The sequence below is a fragment of the Collinsella aerofaciens genome (assembly GCF_025289055.1).
Lineage (GTDB): Bacteria > Actinomycetota > Coriobacteriia > Coriobacteriales > Coriobacteriaceae > Collinsella.
Map to the genome: position 1 here is coordinate 14,526 of NZ_JAESIQ010000027.1, position 16,334 is coordinate 30,859.

Genomic DNA, 16,334 nt, shown 5'->3' on the forward strand with positions numbered 1-16,334 from the left:
ACTATCCCCTAAATTCAAAGGTGCTCAGGCCAAACGTCAGCAGATCGCCGTTGCGCAGCGGGCAGCGCGTAATGCGGCGGTTGTTGACGAGCGTGCCGTTGGTGGAATTGAGGTCCTCGATCGACCAATCCGAGCCCGTAAAGGTGAGTTGGGCGTGGCGGCGCGACACGTTGGGGTCGCGCAGGGCAATGTCGGAAACTGAGCGCTCGCGACCGATGGTCACCTGTGCGGAGGTGATGCTATGGCTCTCGCCGCTCACGACGTCGACGAGCTGGGCGAGCGGGCGCTGCGGGGCGCGAGTGCTCGCCATGTTGGAGGCGATGCCGGCTGCGGCGCCTAGGCCCACGGCGGCACCGGTCGCGGCGGCTCCGCCCATGCCGGCAAGCGCGTCGCGCGAGACGGTCTGAGGCACCGGGATGGGTGCGGCGGCGGGGTCGGGGACGCTAGGCGCGAAGGGGTCTGCCACGGCAAGCGGGTCGGGAGCGGCGGCGCGAGGCGTCGGCTGCTGCTGGGGCATGGCGGCGGGGCGCTGCTGCTGCGGGGCAGCAAACTGCTGCTGGCCGGCGCGCGGGGCGCTGGCGGCACGGCTTGCCGCGGAGTTGTTCTGGCCCAGGCCGTTTTGATAGGCGCGCTCTTCTTCGTACAGGCGGCCGAGCGTGGGGGCATCGACGTTCTCGGCAAAGACCGAGAACTTGCCGGCGCGCAGCTGCGGATCGATCATAAAGCGCACGAGGGGCTCGCCGACAAAGACATAACGGCGCTTTTCGGCCTGCGCCTTCACAAACTCGCGGACCTCGCGCGAAAGCTCGGGGTAGAACGGGGCGAGCATGGGATCGTCGTCGGCGGCGATAAGGATGGTATAGAGTGCCGGCGCCGTGTTGACGCCGTTAATCACCAGAGTCTGATCCTCCATGTCGCGAGCGGCCTGCTTAGCAAGCTTCTTAAAGGAGAACGGGGCACGGGTGGCACCGAAGATGCCGGCCACGTGGTCCTCGAAGATGTTCAGGAAGTTCACGAAAGATCACTCTCCGTATAGGTTCTTTGGTATCCGAGCAAATATAGGCATATCCCAACGATTATAGAGGATAGGGTTCCCGCAACCGCCGCCTTGGCGACGACCGCGGCTGCAAGGCTGGCAATTTCCATATGGTGTGCAAGACAAAACGATACGACCGAGCCGATGCCGGTGACGGCAATTGCGACGATGGCGGCAAGGTTCGATCCCTGCTCGGCGCGCTTGGCATGAGCATTGAGCAGCAGCGATGTTGCCGCGGCTGTTGCTGCAACCAGCACGATTGCAGCGAGAAGGAGCGCGTCTCCCAGCGCTGCGGCGACATTGCTAAGCCCCAGTACGCCTCCCGCAGAGAGAGCCGCTGCAGCAAGGCGGGCAAAGAGTGCCCCCATGCCCGTGGCCGCCGCGGCGCTTGCCGGGCCGAGCCAAAACGCCGCGATGCCCGCGGCGGCTCCGGCGGCAAGGAGGGCGTCGCCGGTGAGGCAGCCCAGCGCAAGCGCGCAGGTGAGCGCCGCGCTCGCAGCCGCCTCGGTGCGTCCCCAAGCAATCCACCAACCGGACATGGCAGCGGCAAAAATGACCGCGACCGGCAGCATCGACAGGATGCCCTGCGCCTGCATGGTGGCGTTGGCCATGAGCACCAAAAAGCCCACGGCCGAGATGGCCGAGCCAATCTGCGGGGCCAAGCCTGCCGCCGCGCCAATGGCGACGGCCGCCACGACCAGCCCGGGAAGCGCCGCGACGCCGGCTGTCTGCATCAGCAAAAAGCTATAGGTGCCGCACGTTAGCGCCGAGATAGTGCGCATGGTGTAGTCGCGCGCATGGCTCCAGCGCGTGCCCGCCCAGCCAAGTGCGGGGTCGACCTCGACGGTGTCATCCTCGTAGCTCGATGGCTCGATATCATCTGCCGCGCACTCGTCATTCGAAAGCTCGCCTACCATCTGCTCCAAGCTGCGACGGCCTTCGCGCACGCTCCCCAAGCCGGCAAGGAGTTGGTCGCAGAATGCCTCGATGCTATCGGGGCGGTCTTGCGGCATGGGGGAGAGGGCGCTCATGAGCGCCGCCTCGGCCCCTGGGGGAAAGTGCGGGATCAGCTCACTGGGATAGGTGGCGCCGCCGATGATGTGGTCGAGCGAGTCGGCGGGCGTGGCCGCCATAAAGGGGGCGCTGCCGCACAGCCCCTCGTAGATCACGCAGGCAAGGGCAAAGACATCGGCGCGCTCGTCGACCGTGCCGGTCTCGATGTCGAGCTGCTCGGGCGGCATGTAGCCGATGGTGCCGCCGCGCGATCCACCAAAGCCGCCGGCAGACGACAGCCGCGCCATGCCAAAGTCGGTGAGCTTTACATTGCCCGAATGGTCGATAAGCACATTGGCGGGCTTTATGTCCAGATGAAGCACGCCGTTTGCATGGGCAAAGGTGAGTGCCTGACCCAGCGCGTCGGCAATGGCCGCGGCCTCGTCAAAGGTGAGCGAGTGGCCGTCCACGCGATGCAAAAACTCGGCCAACGACATGCCGTCGACATACTCCATGACCAGATAGGCATAGGCGGTGTCGTGCGTAAAGTCGATAACCTGCACGATATTGGGATGTTGAAGCATGGCGGCGGTATGCGCCTCGCGCAGCACGTCCACGATGTCGCTGGCGGGCATGCCGGCGCCGTTGATAAGGGGAATGCGCTTAATGGCCACGCGACGGCGCAGATGCGTGTCGCGGCAAATCTCGATGGAGCCAAAACCGCCGGTCGCAAGCGTCTCGAGCGGCTGGTACCGCTTGAGCAGCTCGCGAGAGCTAGTGCCCTCCAAGGGAACGTCCGGCGAGAACCGGGCGGTATGTTGCGAGAAAAGCGGCATGGCCAACCCTCGTGCGTTTAAAGTTCGTTTGCGAGCGGCGGACGCGGGGCCGAGTCGTTCGCGGTGGCATAGATGCTGCTAGTGTAGCACGCTCAGGCGGATGGCGAGGATGGCGGGATGCGAGGCTGCCTGTCTGGCTTGGCCTTAGCGCTTCTTCCTGCTCTTCTTCTGCTTGCGCCGCTTGCCCTTGTTATCCTGGGGCTTGTCGGCCTTGTCGCCCCGCTTGGCCTCGGCGGCAGCCTTCTCGGCCTTCATTTTCTTCTTCTTGGTCTCGATGCGGAGTTTTTTGTTGATGCGCGCCTTAAGGAAGGTGCCAAACTGCTCGGCATTGCCGCGGACAAAGGTGTCCTTAGGGATCGTCACGCCCTGGTCGGCGAACATGGCTACAAAGATGCGTTCGCCGTCGAGCACGTGGTCGAGCTTTTCAAACGGGAAGAACTGCGATTTGCCGCTCTTGCCCCAAACCATCAGGCCGTTCTCGTTGGCGGCGACGCGGCGATAGCGGCCACCCATGGACTCGTCGGCCTCGACGGCATCGATAAAGTCGCGGGCGAGGGTGTGGTGCAGGTTTTTGCTCCACCAGGCCAAAAAGGCGCCGAATACGAGCAGGACGACGCCAAACTTGATCCAGTTGCCGCCGGCCACCAGCATGCCAATGCCGATGAGCGCGGCAATTGCCGCGGCGACATACAGCGAGCCGCGACGCCTGGGCGAGGCGACCAGACGGGCGAAGTCGGTGACCAGGTCGTTTTCGTACTGGTACTCGTTGAGGTACAGGATGCCGTCGTCGGCTGCGGCCTGCTCCTCGAGCGCGACCTCGACCTGGTCGGCTGCTTCGGAGGGAACGAGGTTGCTCTCTGCGTCTGCCATGCTCTTTGGACTCCTATCGCGGCGGGCTCGCCGTACGGGTTATTATGAGTGAAGTATGCCGTGCGACCGCATGGCCGTCGCGGCAACAAGACTCAGTATACCCGGGGGAGCACCCATGGAATCGTTGTACCGAAAGTATCGCCCGCTCACCTTCGACTCCGTGGTGGGCCAGCAGCATATCGTCTCGACGCTCGAGCACGCCATCACCGAGGGACGCCTGTCCCACGCGTACCTGTTCTGCGGACCGCGCGGCACGGGCAAGACCACCATGGCGCGCATCCTTGCCAAGGCGCTGCTGTGCCGCAATGCCGAGGCGGCGCGCGCCGAGGGCGCAAGCGGCTGCATGCCCGACGGCACCTGTGAGGAGTGCGAGCTCATCGCCGAGGGCAACCACCCCGATGTCTACGAGCTCGATGCCGCAAGCCGCACGGGCGTGGACAATGTGCGCGAGGAGATCATCAACTCCGTCAACTTTGCCCCGGTGCGCGGCAAGTACAAGATCTATATCATCGACGAGGTTCACATGCTCACGACGGCGGCGTTCAACGCGCTGCTCAAGACGCTCGAGGAGCCGCCGGCACACGTGATCTTTGTGCTGTGCACCACCGATCCGCAAAAGATTCTGGAGACCATCCTCTCGCGCTGCCAGCGCTTCGATTTCCACCGCATCGGCAACGAGGATATCGAGCATCGCCTGTCCTACGTGTGCGAGCAGGAGGGCTTCGATTACGACGACGAGGCGCTCGCCATCGTGGCGCGCCATGCCAAGGGCGGCATGCGCGACGCGCTCTCCACGCTGGAGCAGCTGAGCGTTTTTGGCAACGGCGCCGTGCATGCGGACGATGCCCGCTCGCTTTTGGGCGAGGTTTCGGACCAGATTCTGGGCGAGTTTGCCCGCGCCATCGCCGAGCGTGATATTGCTGAGCTCTATGGGCTCATTCGTGCACAGGTCGAGGAGGGCAATGACCTGCTTGAGCTGACGCGCGACCTGGTGGCGCATGTGCGCGACGTGTATGTGGCTTGCGTTGCCGGTGCCCGTGCCGAGCTGTTTGAGGGCGGCTCCGAGCAGGCCGAGGCGCTTGCTGCCGAGGCCGCCGCCTTTGGCGAGCATTCGGCCGACCGTCTGGCCCGCGTGCTGACGGTGCTTGACGATGCCGCGCTGGAGATGAGGGGCGCGAGCGACGTGCGCCTGGTGCTCGAGATCGCCTGCACGCGCCTGGCACGTCCCGAGGCCGATCTGACCATTGAGGCCCTGGCCGAGCGCGTGGCACGCTTGGAGGCCATGGTTGCCAACGCCGCGGTGCCGGCGAGCGTGGCTGCTGCAGGTGCCGCGCCTGCGGTTGTCGCGGCTGCACCTGCGGCGATGCAACAGCCGACACTGATCTCGGGTGCCCGAGCTGCCGCTCCTGTGGCATCTGCCGTGCCCGCCGCTGCGTCTGCGCGCCAGGGCGGCATGCCCTGGGACCGAGGCACTGCCGCTCCGGCGACCCAGCCTGCGCCCGCGCCGACCCCCAAGCCTGCCGCGCTGACATCTCAGCCTGCATCGGCTCCGATGTCTCAGCCCGTTGCGGCTCCCGCGCCTGCCGCCGCTCCGGCACCTAAGCCCCAGCTCAACAACGCCGCCCAGGTTGCTGCCGCCGGCGCCGCCGAGACCCCCGCGGTTGAGGATGCCGGCGAGCTCCAGCGCAAATGGGCCGAGGTCGTCGAGCGCGTCAAGGCCCAACAACCTTCTTATGCGGCTCTCCTGTTGAACGCTCGCGCTACGGCAGACGATGGTTCTAAGCTCACGGTCTCGTTCCCTACGGCATTTGCTATCAAGATGCTCGGGCGTGCTGATACACAGGCGGTGTTTTTGCCGACAGTCAGTGCGGTTTTCGGTCGTCGCACCGTCGACTATGTCTTGGATGGGGGTGGCACGCCGGCTCCTCAACATGAGGAGCATTCTCCATCTGCACGGGCTGCGGCATCTGCGGACCCGCAACCCGTGTCCTCGGCGGCCCTTGCATCCTCGAACGCCAGCGCGACGCAACCAAAGGCAGCGCCGGTAGCGGCACCGACCCCGTCGGCGCCTGAACCCGCTGCGCCCAAACCGGCTGCTCCGGTCCCCGCGCCCAAGCCCGCTGCCGCGCCTGCGCCCGAGTCATCCGACCTGGCCAAGGCCCCCTGGCTGCGCTCCGACAACCCCGCCGGCGCCCCCGCTACGGGTAAGCTCCCGACCGAGCCCGCGCCCCGAGCGCCCGAGCGCGCGTCCGCTCCCAAGACTCAGCCGTCTGCGCAGGCTGCGTCGTGGGAATCCGAGCAGGTGCCCTACGACGACGCCATGGTCGGCGGCTTCGCCGGCGATGCGAGCGGGGAGGATCTTCCTCCGTTCGACGTGCCTGCCGCGGTGCCTGCGCCCAGCCCTGCCGCTTCAGTCGCGGCTCCCGCAGCTGCGACGTCCGCTCCCGCAAGCGATGACGCCCCCGCTGCCCCTTGGGAGTCCAACCCCGGCGCCGGCAGTCCCTTCGGCCACCAGGGCGCAGCCCCGAGCATCCCGCAGACCGAGGATGAGGCCAAAGCCCTCATCCGCAACGTCTTTGGCCAGGCCACCATCTTCAAACCGGTGGAGTAACCGTGCGGGCGGACATACTGCTCACGAAGAGCTCTCTTTGTCCGGGCGCATCTGTATTTCGGACATGTGTAGTGTGGTGCCGCGTATATCGCATTCGAGCAGACAGGCACGTGACGGTCGGCCTAGGATGCTGAGGTCGATACGATATGTCGCATGGCTGTCCGTGTACTCGACTTGCTCGGCGTTGACGGTTGCTCCGATTGTAAATAAAGAGCCCAGTTCGGCATCGACAATCTTGGAGTCCTTTATCTTGACCTTGAACTCTTGGTAGAGGGACGGGCTGTTGTAGTAAATGGTTCGGGTTCCGTCGGTGCACTCATCGGCCGCTTCCCATTTGACGACGGGCTGGTCCGAGCTGGCTATCAGCAGTTCTGCTCCAAAGGCTATGGCATGGGTGATGACAACCAGCAATGCCCAGCCGACAAAGAGATAGAGAACCACATATGCAACGGGGTGTTTTGAGCGGATGTTTTGGAGCGCGTCGGGGACATTCATGGGGCACCTCCAAATTGCGATCTTTGACAATCAAATTTTACCATGCCGTCATGAGCGCCACCTCGAGCGGCGGTTTAGCATTTTGCTATCTAGCTGGATGCAGAAAATGCCGGGTTCCGGCCCTGCTAGATTTAATTTGAGACATTTATGCAGATGCGAATTATTCAACTTTGCATAATCTTTGGGCGCGGCTTGCACTCCAGGGCATGTATATCGACTGAGGTAGCGTGTCCGCCCCGCTCGCTGACCTCGTGCCGTGGTACGATTTTTGAGTTTGAAAGCCCCGCCGCGTCCCGGCTGCCTTTGCAGCTCGTCGCGCGGCCGCACGTAAAGGAGCCATCATGGCCGGTATGAACATGCAGCAGATGATGAAGCAGGCCCGCAAGATGCAGGAGCAGCTTGCCGCCGCGCAGGAAAACCTCAAGTCCCAGACCGTCGATGCCTCTGCCGGCGGCGGCATGGTCAAGGTGACCGTTAACGGCGAGATGGAGCTCGTCAACCTCACCATCGACCCTGATGCGCTCGATCCCGAGGACGTCGATATGCTGCAGGACATGATCATGGCTGCCGTCAACGAGGCCGTCCGCGGCGTCAACGAGCTCGCCAACAAGCAGATGGGCGCCATCACCGGCGGCCTCAACATCCCGGGCATGCCGTTCTAAGACACGCATATATATGAGTGCCAACCATAGCCTGCAAAAACTGCTCGATGAGTTGGGCCGCCTGCCGGGCATTGGCCCCAAGTCGGCCCAGCGCATCGCCTACTACCTGCTCGAGGCCGATGCCGAGGAGGCCCGCCGCCTGGCCGAGGCCATTCTGGAGGTTAAGCAGGAAGTGCATTTTTGCAGCCGCTGCTTTAATTACGCCACCGCTGACGAGTGCTCCATTTGCCAAGACTCGATGCGCGACACCACCCGCATCTGCGTGGTGGGTGAGCCGCGCGATGTCCAGGCGATTGAGCGCACGGGCAGCTACCACGGCCTCTACCACGTGCTGGGCGGCGTGATCAGCCCCATGGACAAGATCGGTCCCGAGCAGCTGCACATCCGCGAGTTGCTGGCGCGCTTGGGCCACGAGGATATCCACGAGGTCATTATCGCCACTAACCCCAATATCGAGGGCGAGACCACGGCGAGCTACCTTGCTCGCACCATCAAGCCACTGGGCGTCGAGGTGTCGCGTCTGGCGAGCGGGCTGCCCGTGGGAGGCGACCTGGAGTATGCCGACGAGCTCACGCTTGGCCGTGCTATCGAGGCCCGTCGCGCGATCTAGGATCTAGATATCGGTCCACCGACCTCGCGTTTCCCTGCGCGTTGCACGCGGTTGCCATAATTGGCCCCATGTTTGTGCATTTGTTGTGCAACAAATGCACTTTCCATCCGCTTATCGCGTGGATGCCCCTGTTCGCGTCCCGTATTTGCGCGTTCGTTGCGCAACCTTTTGTGTTCGCTGATACACTCAACTATGGGTTTGAATGAATGCGCCGCTTTCGAGCGGCGTGTTTTTGTTGGAGGAGATCGCATGCGGCCCGGGGGCACTCAGACAAAGCATGGCGCCGCGGTGCGTATGCGGCGCCGGTTGGGCCTGGCGCCTCGGGCGTGTGTGCTGCTGTCCTGTTCGCTGGCGCTGGTCGTTGCCGGCGTTTCTGCCTACGGTTTGGCTGTGCCACCTATGGTGCAAGCGCGTACCGCGCGCGAGTTGCGCGTGGGGCACAAGGCCAAAAGCGATTTGGGCACCACAACCGGATACGCCTGGGCGAGCGTAGTCACGCACGTCGTGTTTGGTGTCGACGACGCGGGCAGCGCCGAGGCGTCGGACAACGAAATCGCGCTTGCCAACGGCAAGACCATCGTGCTCACCAACACCAAGATCATCCATCACCTTTCCGATAACAGCGTTTCGACCGTCGTAAACAAGGCCGAGCAGCAAAAGGGTCAGGATACGCAGCAGTCGGGGAAACCTGGCGGCTCCGGTTCGTCTGGCTCCAGCTCCGATTCGTCGAACTCGAGCGGTGGCTCCGGTTCGGGCTCCGCCTCCGGCGGGTCTGGGGGCGACAGCTCGACGGGCGGCAACACCGGTGGCAATACAAGCTCCAGCGGCCTTTCGACCGCCGAGGAGGAAAGCATACACAGCTGGCTCGTGACCAAGTGCAATATGCTCGACGGCTATGTCTCTCGGGCAAATAGCGCGGTCTCGACCTATAACGCAACAGGCGATACCGGGCCGTGCGATAGCCTGGCCAACGATATGTTTGTCATCCGTGCCGAGTTTGGCCGGCAAACGTTTTCTCCCCAGTCAAAGTGGTATCAGCAATACGCCAACCTATGGGGCTGCTACACCAATCTGTGCAAATGGGTGGGGCATTTCGGCGATGACGACGTCGCGCTCAACACCTTCAATACCAACGTGGCGGCGATCGCCCTATGACGAATAGTCTTGCTTCTAGCGCATCGTGCGCGCTAAACCGCGACCCTATGGTGGGCCTGCGCCTGGCGCGCGTTGGAGGGTTTGAGCCCGCCATTGCGCTGGGTCCGGACGAGCTGCCCGTCTACCAGCGTCGATTTGCGATGCTGTTTGCCGACGACGCCACCATGCGCCGTGGCGGCATCGGCCGCGTGACGCGTGCCGTCAATGCCCAGGGCGAGGCCGTGGCGCTCAAGCAGCTCATCTTGCCGACGCGCGACGAGTTCGATGACGACGTCGCTTACGAGGCGTTGGTCGCCAAGTTTAAGGCGGCGTTTCGCGAGGAATACGAATGCCATCGCGCCCTTTCGGGCCTTAAAGGCTTTCCCCGCCTGTATGGATGGGGCGAGGTCGACGGTGTGCCCGCGATTGTCATGGAATGGGTCGAGGGCGAGACGCTTGCCCGCCTGCGCCCGCGCCTTGCCGTGGACGATGCCGGTCGCCTGTCGCCGCTCGTGGCCGCTCGCCTGGGCCGCGACCTGTTCGACCTGCTCTGCCGCATGAACCTGGTGGGGGAGGGCTTTGTCCATCGCGACATCTCGCCGGCCAATATTATGGTTCGCACGGCGCGCCTGCCGCTCGACCAACAACTTGCCGAGGGCACGTTCGATTTGTGCCTCATCGATTTTGGCTCGTCGCTGGCGCTCGAGCCTGCCTCTGCGGTGGCGGGAACCGGCGGCAGGGAGTCCTTTACAGAGCGCTACGCCACGTTGCGTCGCGCGACGGTTGCCTACGCTCCGCCCGAGATGCTCACCGACGATATTGCCGACCTGCGCGTTTTGCGCATGTCGCCGGCAATCGACGTGTATGCCGCGGCGAGCACGGTCTATGAGCTCATCGCCGGTGTCGCGCCGTACGAAGTAGCGCCGGGCACGTCGGGTACTTCGGGCTCGCGCAAAAAGACGCGCGATATCGCCAGCCCTTATCGTCTCAAGATGGATACGCTGCCCGATTATCCCGTCGGCGCCCACGCGCCCGGCTGCGACTTGACGCAACTGCTGCGACGCGAGCCCGATGTGGCACTTGCCGCGGCCGAACAGGCTCAGCAGCTGGGGCTCGATCCAAATTCCGAGGATCTGCGCGATGCGCTGGCGTTTGTCGACGCTCAGCTGTTCGATGTGGTGATGGCCTGCCTGTCCTGCCATCAGGAAGATCGTCCCGAGCCGGCTGCGGTGGAGGCGGCGCTCTCGGCATTTTGCGACCACTATGCGCAAAATGTCGCCCGCTCGCTTTGCGCCGAGCCGCTCATGCCGTGCCCGATGGAGGTATCGGGGCACGCGGCCCGGCGTGCGGCGATGGTTGGTGCGACGGCGGCGTGCGGCGTGCTTTGGGCTGCGGTTGTGGTATCAGTGGCGCTGTTGGCGTCGGGCGCCCATGTGACGCTCGTCGTGGGACCGCTTGTGTGGTCCGGGAAGCTGCCGAGCATCGTCGCCGTGCTGGCGTTGGCGCTGCCGAGCGTGGCGGGCATTGCCGTCGGAGCCTTGGCGCGCAATCGCCGCGCGGGGTTCCTGCAGGGCGTGTTGGCCCTTTCCGCCTGTGAGGTTCCGGCTCTGGCCGCACTCGCATGCGCCGTGTTTTCCCAGCATGCCGTGGCGGGTGGCCTGGTGGCCGCCATAATTGCAACCTATGCGCTCACGTGGTTTTTGCTGGCGATGGGGTTTGCCTTTGAGCTTCCCGTCGTGTCAGCACGACGTGCGAAAATTCCCATGGCGACGCCGCTTGCCGGCGGAGCCGCGGCTGTTCGCGCCTTTGGCGGGCCGGCCGAAGTATCCGACACTATCTCTGCGACCAAGGAGGGCTAAGCCATGGCTTCTCAAGCTGAGCTCACCCCGTGCGGGGCAATGTTTGACATCTTTAAGCGCGCAGCGCACCTGAGCCATATCGAACTGTGCGGCCTGGTGCTCTCGAGCCGCCCGCTCGCCGACGGCCGTAGTCCACAGAGCCGCGCCGCCGATCGCTCCTGGGTCTCGCGTTTTATCGTGCGCGCTCCGGTCGGCACGCTGCAGGAGCGCTATTTTGCCGATTACGGCACCTCGGCCGCGCGCATCATGTCGCATCTGGCACTGCGCCGCCGCAATCCCATGAATGCCACGGCGGTGATCAACATGGTGTGCGGGCCCGCTGGCGAGCCCATGGTGCGGGCGCTCGAGGAATGCCATCAGGATACGAGCCTCTACCGCAATGCGGTCGAGCGCCTGTCGCAGGCGGCGGAGCTTATGCCCGCCGAACGTGCCGAGGCCGTGCTGGTGCTGTTTGTCGCCGTCGGTTGCTCGGCAGATGTTCGATCCTCGGTGACCTATGCCATCGACTACGCTCATGCGACCTGTGGCGGCACCACATCGACGCCGCGCTCGCTGAGCACCTCGACGGTCACGGGCGAGCACGAGGCGGCGCCGGCGCATCCGTTGGGACTGCTGCGCGTGCAAAACGGTTACGTGGTAAGTGCCCCGCGCTGGATTCAGCCGAGCGAGCAGGGCGTGGAGATCGGTGCGCTGGCGACGGGGGAGGGCGATATCACCGATGTGGGCGATGACGTTTCGGCTCGCCATGCCCACGTGTGGTGCGATGACCAAAATACCTGGTACGTCGAGGATCTGTCGTCCACCAACGGAACCGTGGTGGTAAACGGCGCGACGAACGTCTGCACCCAGGTCGAGCCTGGCCGCTCCGCTCAGCTCAACCCCGGTGACGAGCTCAAGCTCGGCGAATCCACCACCTACGCCATTCTCCTCGGCGCCCTCTAGCTCATCTCCTAAATAAGTTGAGGTGAAATAGGGACTGTTTAAGGCCGCGACCGGCAAATACAGTCCCCATTTCACCGCAACTGCCGTGTGGTCGGCGATAGAGAAACGAGAGTGGATTTCCGGACGCACGAGAGAGGATTTTCGGACGCACAACCCATGAGAGTGGATAATCTCCCACTTTTGGTCAAGATACAGGCAAAAAGTGGGAGATTATCCACTCTCGATGCAGGCTGCGACTTTTCCGTCCGAGGGGCCATCTCGCCCCTTGGCAGTCACCTAAGGTAAACCTTTACCGCCCACCTATATTTGTCGAAATATGGCTTGGCGGCGGGGTACAATAAGCCCGCATGCGGATTTCCGTTGCGGGCGCTTCCCATCGCCGGGGCGTGCCCGGGAGCATCCGGCATGCGGCCTTTGCGGCGCTCGGTCATGTGCAAGACGGGTAGCTGGGCCTGTGGAGCGCGTGCAGCCCTCCTCGCCTTGGCATGCCTTCTCTCCACGCCATGTGCCTGCTGCTCAGTCTGCCTGCCAGATGATTGGAAGCAACAGCGAAAATCCCATCACGCCAACATCCCGGCAATCGCCGGGGCCTGTATACCTATATGAGAGGAGAGGGGTATATGGCGCGTAAGTTTAAGTCTATGGACGGCAATGAGGCGGCCGCATATGTTTCGTATGCGTACACCGAGGTAGCGGGAATTTATCCCATTACGCCGTCCAGCCCGATGGCCGACCATGTCGACCAGTGGGCGGCCCAGGGTCGCAAGAACATCTTTGGCACCCCGGTCAAGGTCGTCGAGATGGAGTCCGAGGCAGGTGCAGCCGGTACCGTTCACGGTTCGCTGGGCGCCGGTGCTCTGACCACCACCTACACGGCTTCTCAGGGCCTGCTCCTGATGATCCCGAACATGTACAAGATCGCGGGCGAGCAGCTCCCGGGCGTCTTCCACGTCTCCGCGCGTTGCGTCGCTTCCCACGCCCTGAACATCTTCGGTGATCACTCCGACGTCATGGCCTGCCGTCAGACCGGTTTCGCCATGCTCGCCGAGGGCAACGTCCAGGAGGTCATGGACCTTTCGCCGGTGGCTCACCTTGCCGCCATCGAGGGCAAGACCCCGTTCCTTAACTTCTTCGATGGCTTCCGCACCAGCCACGAGATCCAGAAGGTCGCCATGTGGGACTACAAGGATCTGGCCGAGATGTGCGACATGGACGCCGTCCAGGCTTTCCGCGATCACGCGCTCAACCCTGAGCACCCGCATACCCGCGGCAGCCACGAGAACGGCGACATCTTCTTCCAGAACCGCGAGGCCTGCAACAAGGTCTACGACGAGCTTCCCGCCGTCGTCGAGGGCTACATGAAGAAGATCAACGAAAAGCTCGGCACCGATTACGGCCTGTTCAACTACTACGGCGCTCCCGATGCCGATCGTGTCGTCGTGTGCATGGGCTCCTTCTGCGACGTGCTCGAGGAAGTCATCGACTACCTCAACGCTCACGGCGAGAAGGTCGGCCTGGTCAAGGTTCGCCTGTTCCGTCCGTTCTCCATCAAGCACTTTGTCGACGTTCTCCCCGAGACCGTCAAAAAGATCGCCGTCATGGACCGCACCAAGGAGCCGGGTTCCATCGGCGAGCCGCTCTACCAGGACGTCGTCTCCGCTCTCTACGAGGCCGGCAAGACGGGCATCAAGGTTGTCGGCGGCCGTTACGGCCTGGGCAGCAAGGACACGCCTCCCGCGTCCGCGTTTGCTGTCTTCGAGGAGCTTAAGAAGGACGAGCCCAAGCGCGAGTTCACCATCGGCATTGTCGATGACGTGACCAACCTGAGCCTGCCCGAGGCCGAGGATGCGCCCAACACCGCAGCCCCCGGCACCATCGAGTGCAAGTTCTGGGGTCTGGGTGGCGACGGTACCGTCGGCGCCAACAAGAACTCGATCAAGATCATCGGCGACCACACCGACAAGTACGTTCAGGCCTACTTCCAGTACGACTCCAAGAAGACCGGCGGCGTCACCGTCTCGCACCTGCGCTTTGGTGATTCCCCGATTCGCTCGCCGTACTACGTGACCAAGGCCGACTTTGTCGCTTGCCACAACCCCAGCTACATCGTCAAGGGCTTCAAGATGGTCCGCGACGTCAAGCCGGGCGGCACCTTCCTGGTCAACTGCCAGTGGAGCGACGAGGAGTTCGCCGAGCACATGCCCGCCGTGGCCAAGCGCTACATCGCGAACAACAACGTCAACGTCTACCTGATCGACGCTATCGATCTGGCTGCAAAGGTCGGCATGGGCAAGCGCACCAACACGGTGCTCCAGTCCGCCTTCTTCGCGCTGGCCAAGGTCCTGCCCGCCGAGGACGCCCTGCAGTACATGAAGGACGCGGCCACCAAGTCCTACATGAAGAAGGGCCAGGCCATCGTCGACGCCAACCACAAGGCCATCGATGCCGGCGCTACCGCCTTCCGCAAGTTCGAGGTTCCGGCCGACTGGGCAACTGCCGAGGATGCCGCTCCCGTCGAGCTCTCCGAGGAGACCAAGTCCGCTATCGCCCAGCAGGTCAAGAACCTGCTCGAGCCCATCGATCGCATGGATGGCGACAGCCTGCCCGTTTCCGCCTTTGTCGATTGCGCTGACGGCCAGTTTGAGCTGGGCGCCTCCGCATACGAGAAGCGCGGCGTCGCCGTGGTCGTTCCTCACTGGGACGAGACCAAGTGCATCCAGTGCAACCAGTGCGCCTATGTGTGCCCGCATGCCACTATCCGTCCGTTCGCGATGACCGAGGACGAGGCTGCCGCCGCGCCCGAGGCTACCCGCACGCTCGACGCTATGGGCCCCAAGGCCAAGGGCATGAAGTTCACCATGGCTGTGTCCCCGCTCGACTGCATGGGCTGCACCAACTGCGTCAAGGTCTGCCCCAAGGGCGCCCTCGAGATGGTTCCCACCGAGCAGGAGATGGACCAGCAGCCCGTTTGGGACTACATGGTCGAGAACGTCTCCGAGAAGAAGGAGCTCATCGCGGCCAACGTCAAGGGCAGCCAGTTTAAGCAGCCCTACCTGGAGTTCTCCGGCTCCTGCGCCGGCTGCGCCGAGACCGCCTATGCACGTCTGGTGACCCAGGTCGCCGGCGACCGTATGTTCATTTCCAACGCCACCGGCTGCTCCTCCATTTGGGGCAACCCCGCTGCCACCGCTCCTTACTGCAAGGACAAGGACGGTCACGGTCCGGCATGGAACAACTCCCTGTTCGAGGACAATGCCGAGCACGGTCTGGGCATGGCCGTTGGCTATGAGGCCGTTCAGAAGAAGCTGATCGCTGCTACGCAGGAGATCATCGCCGCTGACGGTCCGTCCGATGAGCTCAAGGCCGCCGGCCAGGCTTGGCTCGACTCCGTCAACGATGTCGAGGCTTCCAAGACCGCTGCCGCTGCCTACGTTGCCGAGCTCGAGAAGTGCGGCTGCGACGCCTCCAAGGCGATCCTTGCCGACAAGGCTTACCTCACCAAGAAGTCCTTCTGGATCTTCGGCGGCGACGGTTGGGCCTACGACATCGGCTTCGGTGGCCTGGACCACGTCCTGGCTTCCGGCCACAATGTCAACGTCTTCGTCTTCGACACCGAGGTCTACTCCAACACCGGTGGTCAGGCCTCCAAGGCCTCGAACCTGGGTCAGGTCGCTCAGTTCGCCGCTGCCGGTAAGGTGACCAAGAAGAAGTCCCTGGCCGAGATTGCCATGAGCTACGGCTACGTTTACGTGGCGCAGGTCGCCATGGGCGCCAACCCGGCTCAGACCCTCAAGGCCATCCACGAGGCCGAGGCCTACGACGGTCCGTCCCTCATCATCGGCTACAGCCCCTGCGAGATGCACTCCATCAAGAAGGGCGGCATGCAGAACTGCCAGGCCGAGATGAAGAAGGCTGTCGAGTGCGGTTACTGGAACCTCTTCCGCTTCAACCCCGAGGCTGCTGCCGGCAAGAAGTTCTCGCTCGATTCCAAGGAGCCCGCGGGCGGTTATCAGGAGTTCCTGATGAACGAGGCCCGTTACGCTTCGCTGACGCGTTCCTTCCCCGAGCGCGCCGAGGAGCTCTTCAAGGAGAACGAGCAGGCCGCCATGGACCGCTACGCTCACCTGCTGAAGCTCAAGACGGTGTACAACGAGGCCTAGGTCTCCCACCGCAGGATCTGAGGGCTGACCTTCGCGGACGTCCTCGGACATGAAAGAACCCCCGCTGCGCACTGAACTGCACCCCAAAACTTGGACGGCTTAAATAAGAACTACGCCGCAAGGGAC

Annotated in this window: 11 protein-coding genes; 7 read left to right on the forward strand and 4 right to left on the reverse strand. The window is 63.6% G+C overall.

The annotated features are described in order from the left end of the window. Position 1: 1 nt before the first annotated feature. The 3 genes from JMJ97_RS08380 to JMJ97_RS08390 form a co-directional block, all read right to left on the reverse strand. The gene (locus JMJ97_RS08380) at positions 2-1,015 is read right to left on the reverse strand and encodes an FhaA domain-containing protein (protein ID WP_035136732.1); all 1,014 of its coding nucleotides are present in this window, start codon (positions 1,013-1,015) and stop codon (positions 2-4) included. After that, on the reverse strand, positions 1,012-2,865 hold the full coding sequence (locus JMJ97_RS08385) for a serine/threonine-protein kinase (RefSeq protein WP_260699893.1): 1,854 nt from the start codon (positions 2,863-2,865) through the stop codon (positions 1,012-1,014). The genes JMJ97_RS08380 and JMJ97_RS08385 overlap by 4 nt, the downstream gene beginning before the upstream one ends. A 144-nt stretch (positions 2,866-3,009) precedes the next feature. Then, positions 3,010-3,735, reverse strand: a complete 726-nt coding sequence (locus tag JMJ97_RS08390; RefSeq protein WP_260699896.1) for a hypothetical protein — start codon at positions 3,733-3,735, stop codon at positions 3,010-3,012. 115 nt (positions 3,736-3,850) lie between these two features. Between JMJ97_RS08390 and dnaX the strand changes: the two genes are divergently transcribed. Further along, on the forward strand, positions 3,851-6,346 hold the full coding sequence (gene dnaX / locus JMJ97_RS09560; RefSeq protein ID WP_276550596.1) for a DNA polymerase III subunit gamma/tau: 2,496 nt from the start codon (positions 3,851-3,853) through the stop codon (positions 6,344-6,346). A 21-nt stretch (positions 6,347-6,367) separates the two neighbouring features. Here dnaX and JMJ97_RS08400 read toward each other — a convergent pair whose 3' ends face one another. Continuing rightward, a complete protein-coding gene (locus JMJ97_RS08400; RefSeq protein WP_260699897.1) occupies positions 6,368-6,841 on the reverse strand; it encodes a hypothetical protein in 474 nt (157 codons plus the stop codon). 341 nt (positions 6,842-7,182) lie between these two features. On the opposite strand from JMJ97_RS08400, the gene JMJ97_RS08405 reads away from it, so the two are divergent. The 6 genes from JMJ97_RS08405 (at position 7,183) to nifJ (ending at position 16,208) form a co-directional block, all read left to right on the forward strand. Then, positions 7,183-7,503: a YbaB/EbfC family nucleoid-associated protein gene (locus JMJ97_RS08405; protein ID WP_006235174.1), complete on the forward strand. Its 321-nt coding sequence runs from the start codon at positions 7,183-7,185 to the stop codon at positions 7,501-7,503. Positions 7,504-7,516: 13 nt separating this feature from the next. Beyond that, positions 7,517-8,113 carry a recombination mediator RecR gene (recR, locus tag JMJ97_RS08410; protein WP_099432550.1) on the forward strand — a complete coding sequence of 199 codons (597 nt, stop codon included), beginning with the start codon at positions 7,517-7,519 and terminating at the stop codon, positions 8,111-8,113. 249 nt (positions 8,114-8,362) lie between these two features. Continuing rightward, positions 8,363-9,268: a hypothetical protein gene (locus JMJ97_RS08415; protein WP_260699898.1), complete on the forward strand. Its 906-nt coding sequence runs from the start codon at positions 8,363-8,365 to the stop codon at positions 9,266-9,268. After that, the gene (locus JMJ97_RS08420) at positions 9,265-11,106 is read left to right on the forward strand and encodes a serine/threonine protein kinase (RefSeq protein WP_260699900.1); all 1,842 of its coding nucleotides are present in this window, start codon (positions 9,265-9,267) and stop codon (positions 11,104-11,106) included. Before JMJ97_RS08415 ends, JMJ97_RS08420 begins: the two co-directional genes overlap by 4 nt. A 3-nt stretch (positions 11,107-11,109) precedes the next feature. Continuing rightward, entirely contained in the window at positions 11,110-12,048 is a 939-nt protein-coding gene (locus tag JMJ97_RS08425) for an FHA domain-containing protein (RefSeq protein ID WP_260699902.1), read from the forward strand. Between the two features lie 620 nt (positions 12,049-12,668). Next, positions 12,669-16,208, forward strand: coding sequence for a pyruvate:ferredoxin (flavodoxin) oxidoreductase (gene nifJ, locus JMJ97_RS08430; RefSeq protein ID WP_260699903.1), 3,540 nt, complete (start codon positions 12,669-12,671; stop codon positions 16,206-16,208). The last annotated feature ends 126 nt before the right edge of the window (positions 16,209-16,334 follow it).

Excerpts from the sequence above, each read along its gene's own strand:
- JMJ97_RS08385 (WP_260699893.1), bottom strand. The coding sequence starts at position 2,865 with ATGCCGCTTTTCTCGCAACATACCGCCCGGTTCTCGCCGGACGTTCCC.
- JMJ97_RS08390 (WP_260699896.1), bottom strand. The coding sequence starts at position 3,735 with ATGGCAGACGCAGAGAGCAACCTCGTTCCCTCCGAAGCAGCCGACCAG.
- dnaX (WP_276550596.1), top strand. The coding sequence starts at position 3,851 with ATGGAATCGTTGTACCGAAAGTATCGCCCGCTCACCTTCGACTCCGTG.
- JMJ97_RS08400 (WP_260699897.1), bottom strand. The coding sequence starts at position 6,841 with ATGAATGTCCCCGACGCGCTCCAAAACATCCGCTCAAAACACCCCGTT.
- JMJ97_RS08405 (WP_006235174.1), top strand. The coding sequence starts at position 7,183 with ATGGCCGGTATGAACATGCAGCAGATGATGAAGCAGGCCCGCAAGATG.
- recR (WP_099432550.1), top strand. The coding sequence starts at position 7,517 with ATGAGTGCCAACCATAGCCTGCAAAAACTGCTCGATGAGTTGGGCCGC.
- JMJ97_RS08415 (WP_260699898.1), top strand. The coding sequence starts at position 8,363 with ATGCGGCCCGGGGGCACTCAGACAAAGCATGGCGCCGCGGTGCGTATG.
- JMJ97_RS08420 (WP_260699900.1), top strand. The coding sequence starts at position 9,265 with ATGACGAATAGTCTTGCTTCTAGCGCATCGTGCGCGCTAAACCGCGAC.
- JMJ97_RS08425 (WP_260699902.1), top strand. The coding sequence starts at position 11,110 with ATGGCTTCTCAAGCTGAGCTCACCCCGTGCGGGGCAATGTTTGACATC.
- nifJ (WP_260699903.1), top strand. The coding sequence starts at position 12,669 with ATGGCGCGTAAGTTTAAGTCTATGGACGGCAATGAGGCGGCCGCATAT.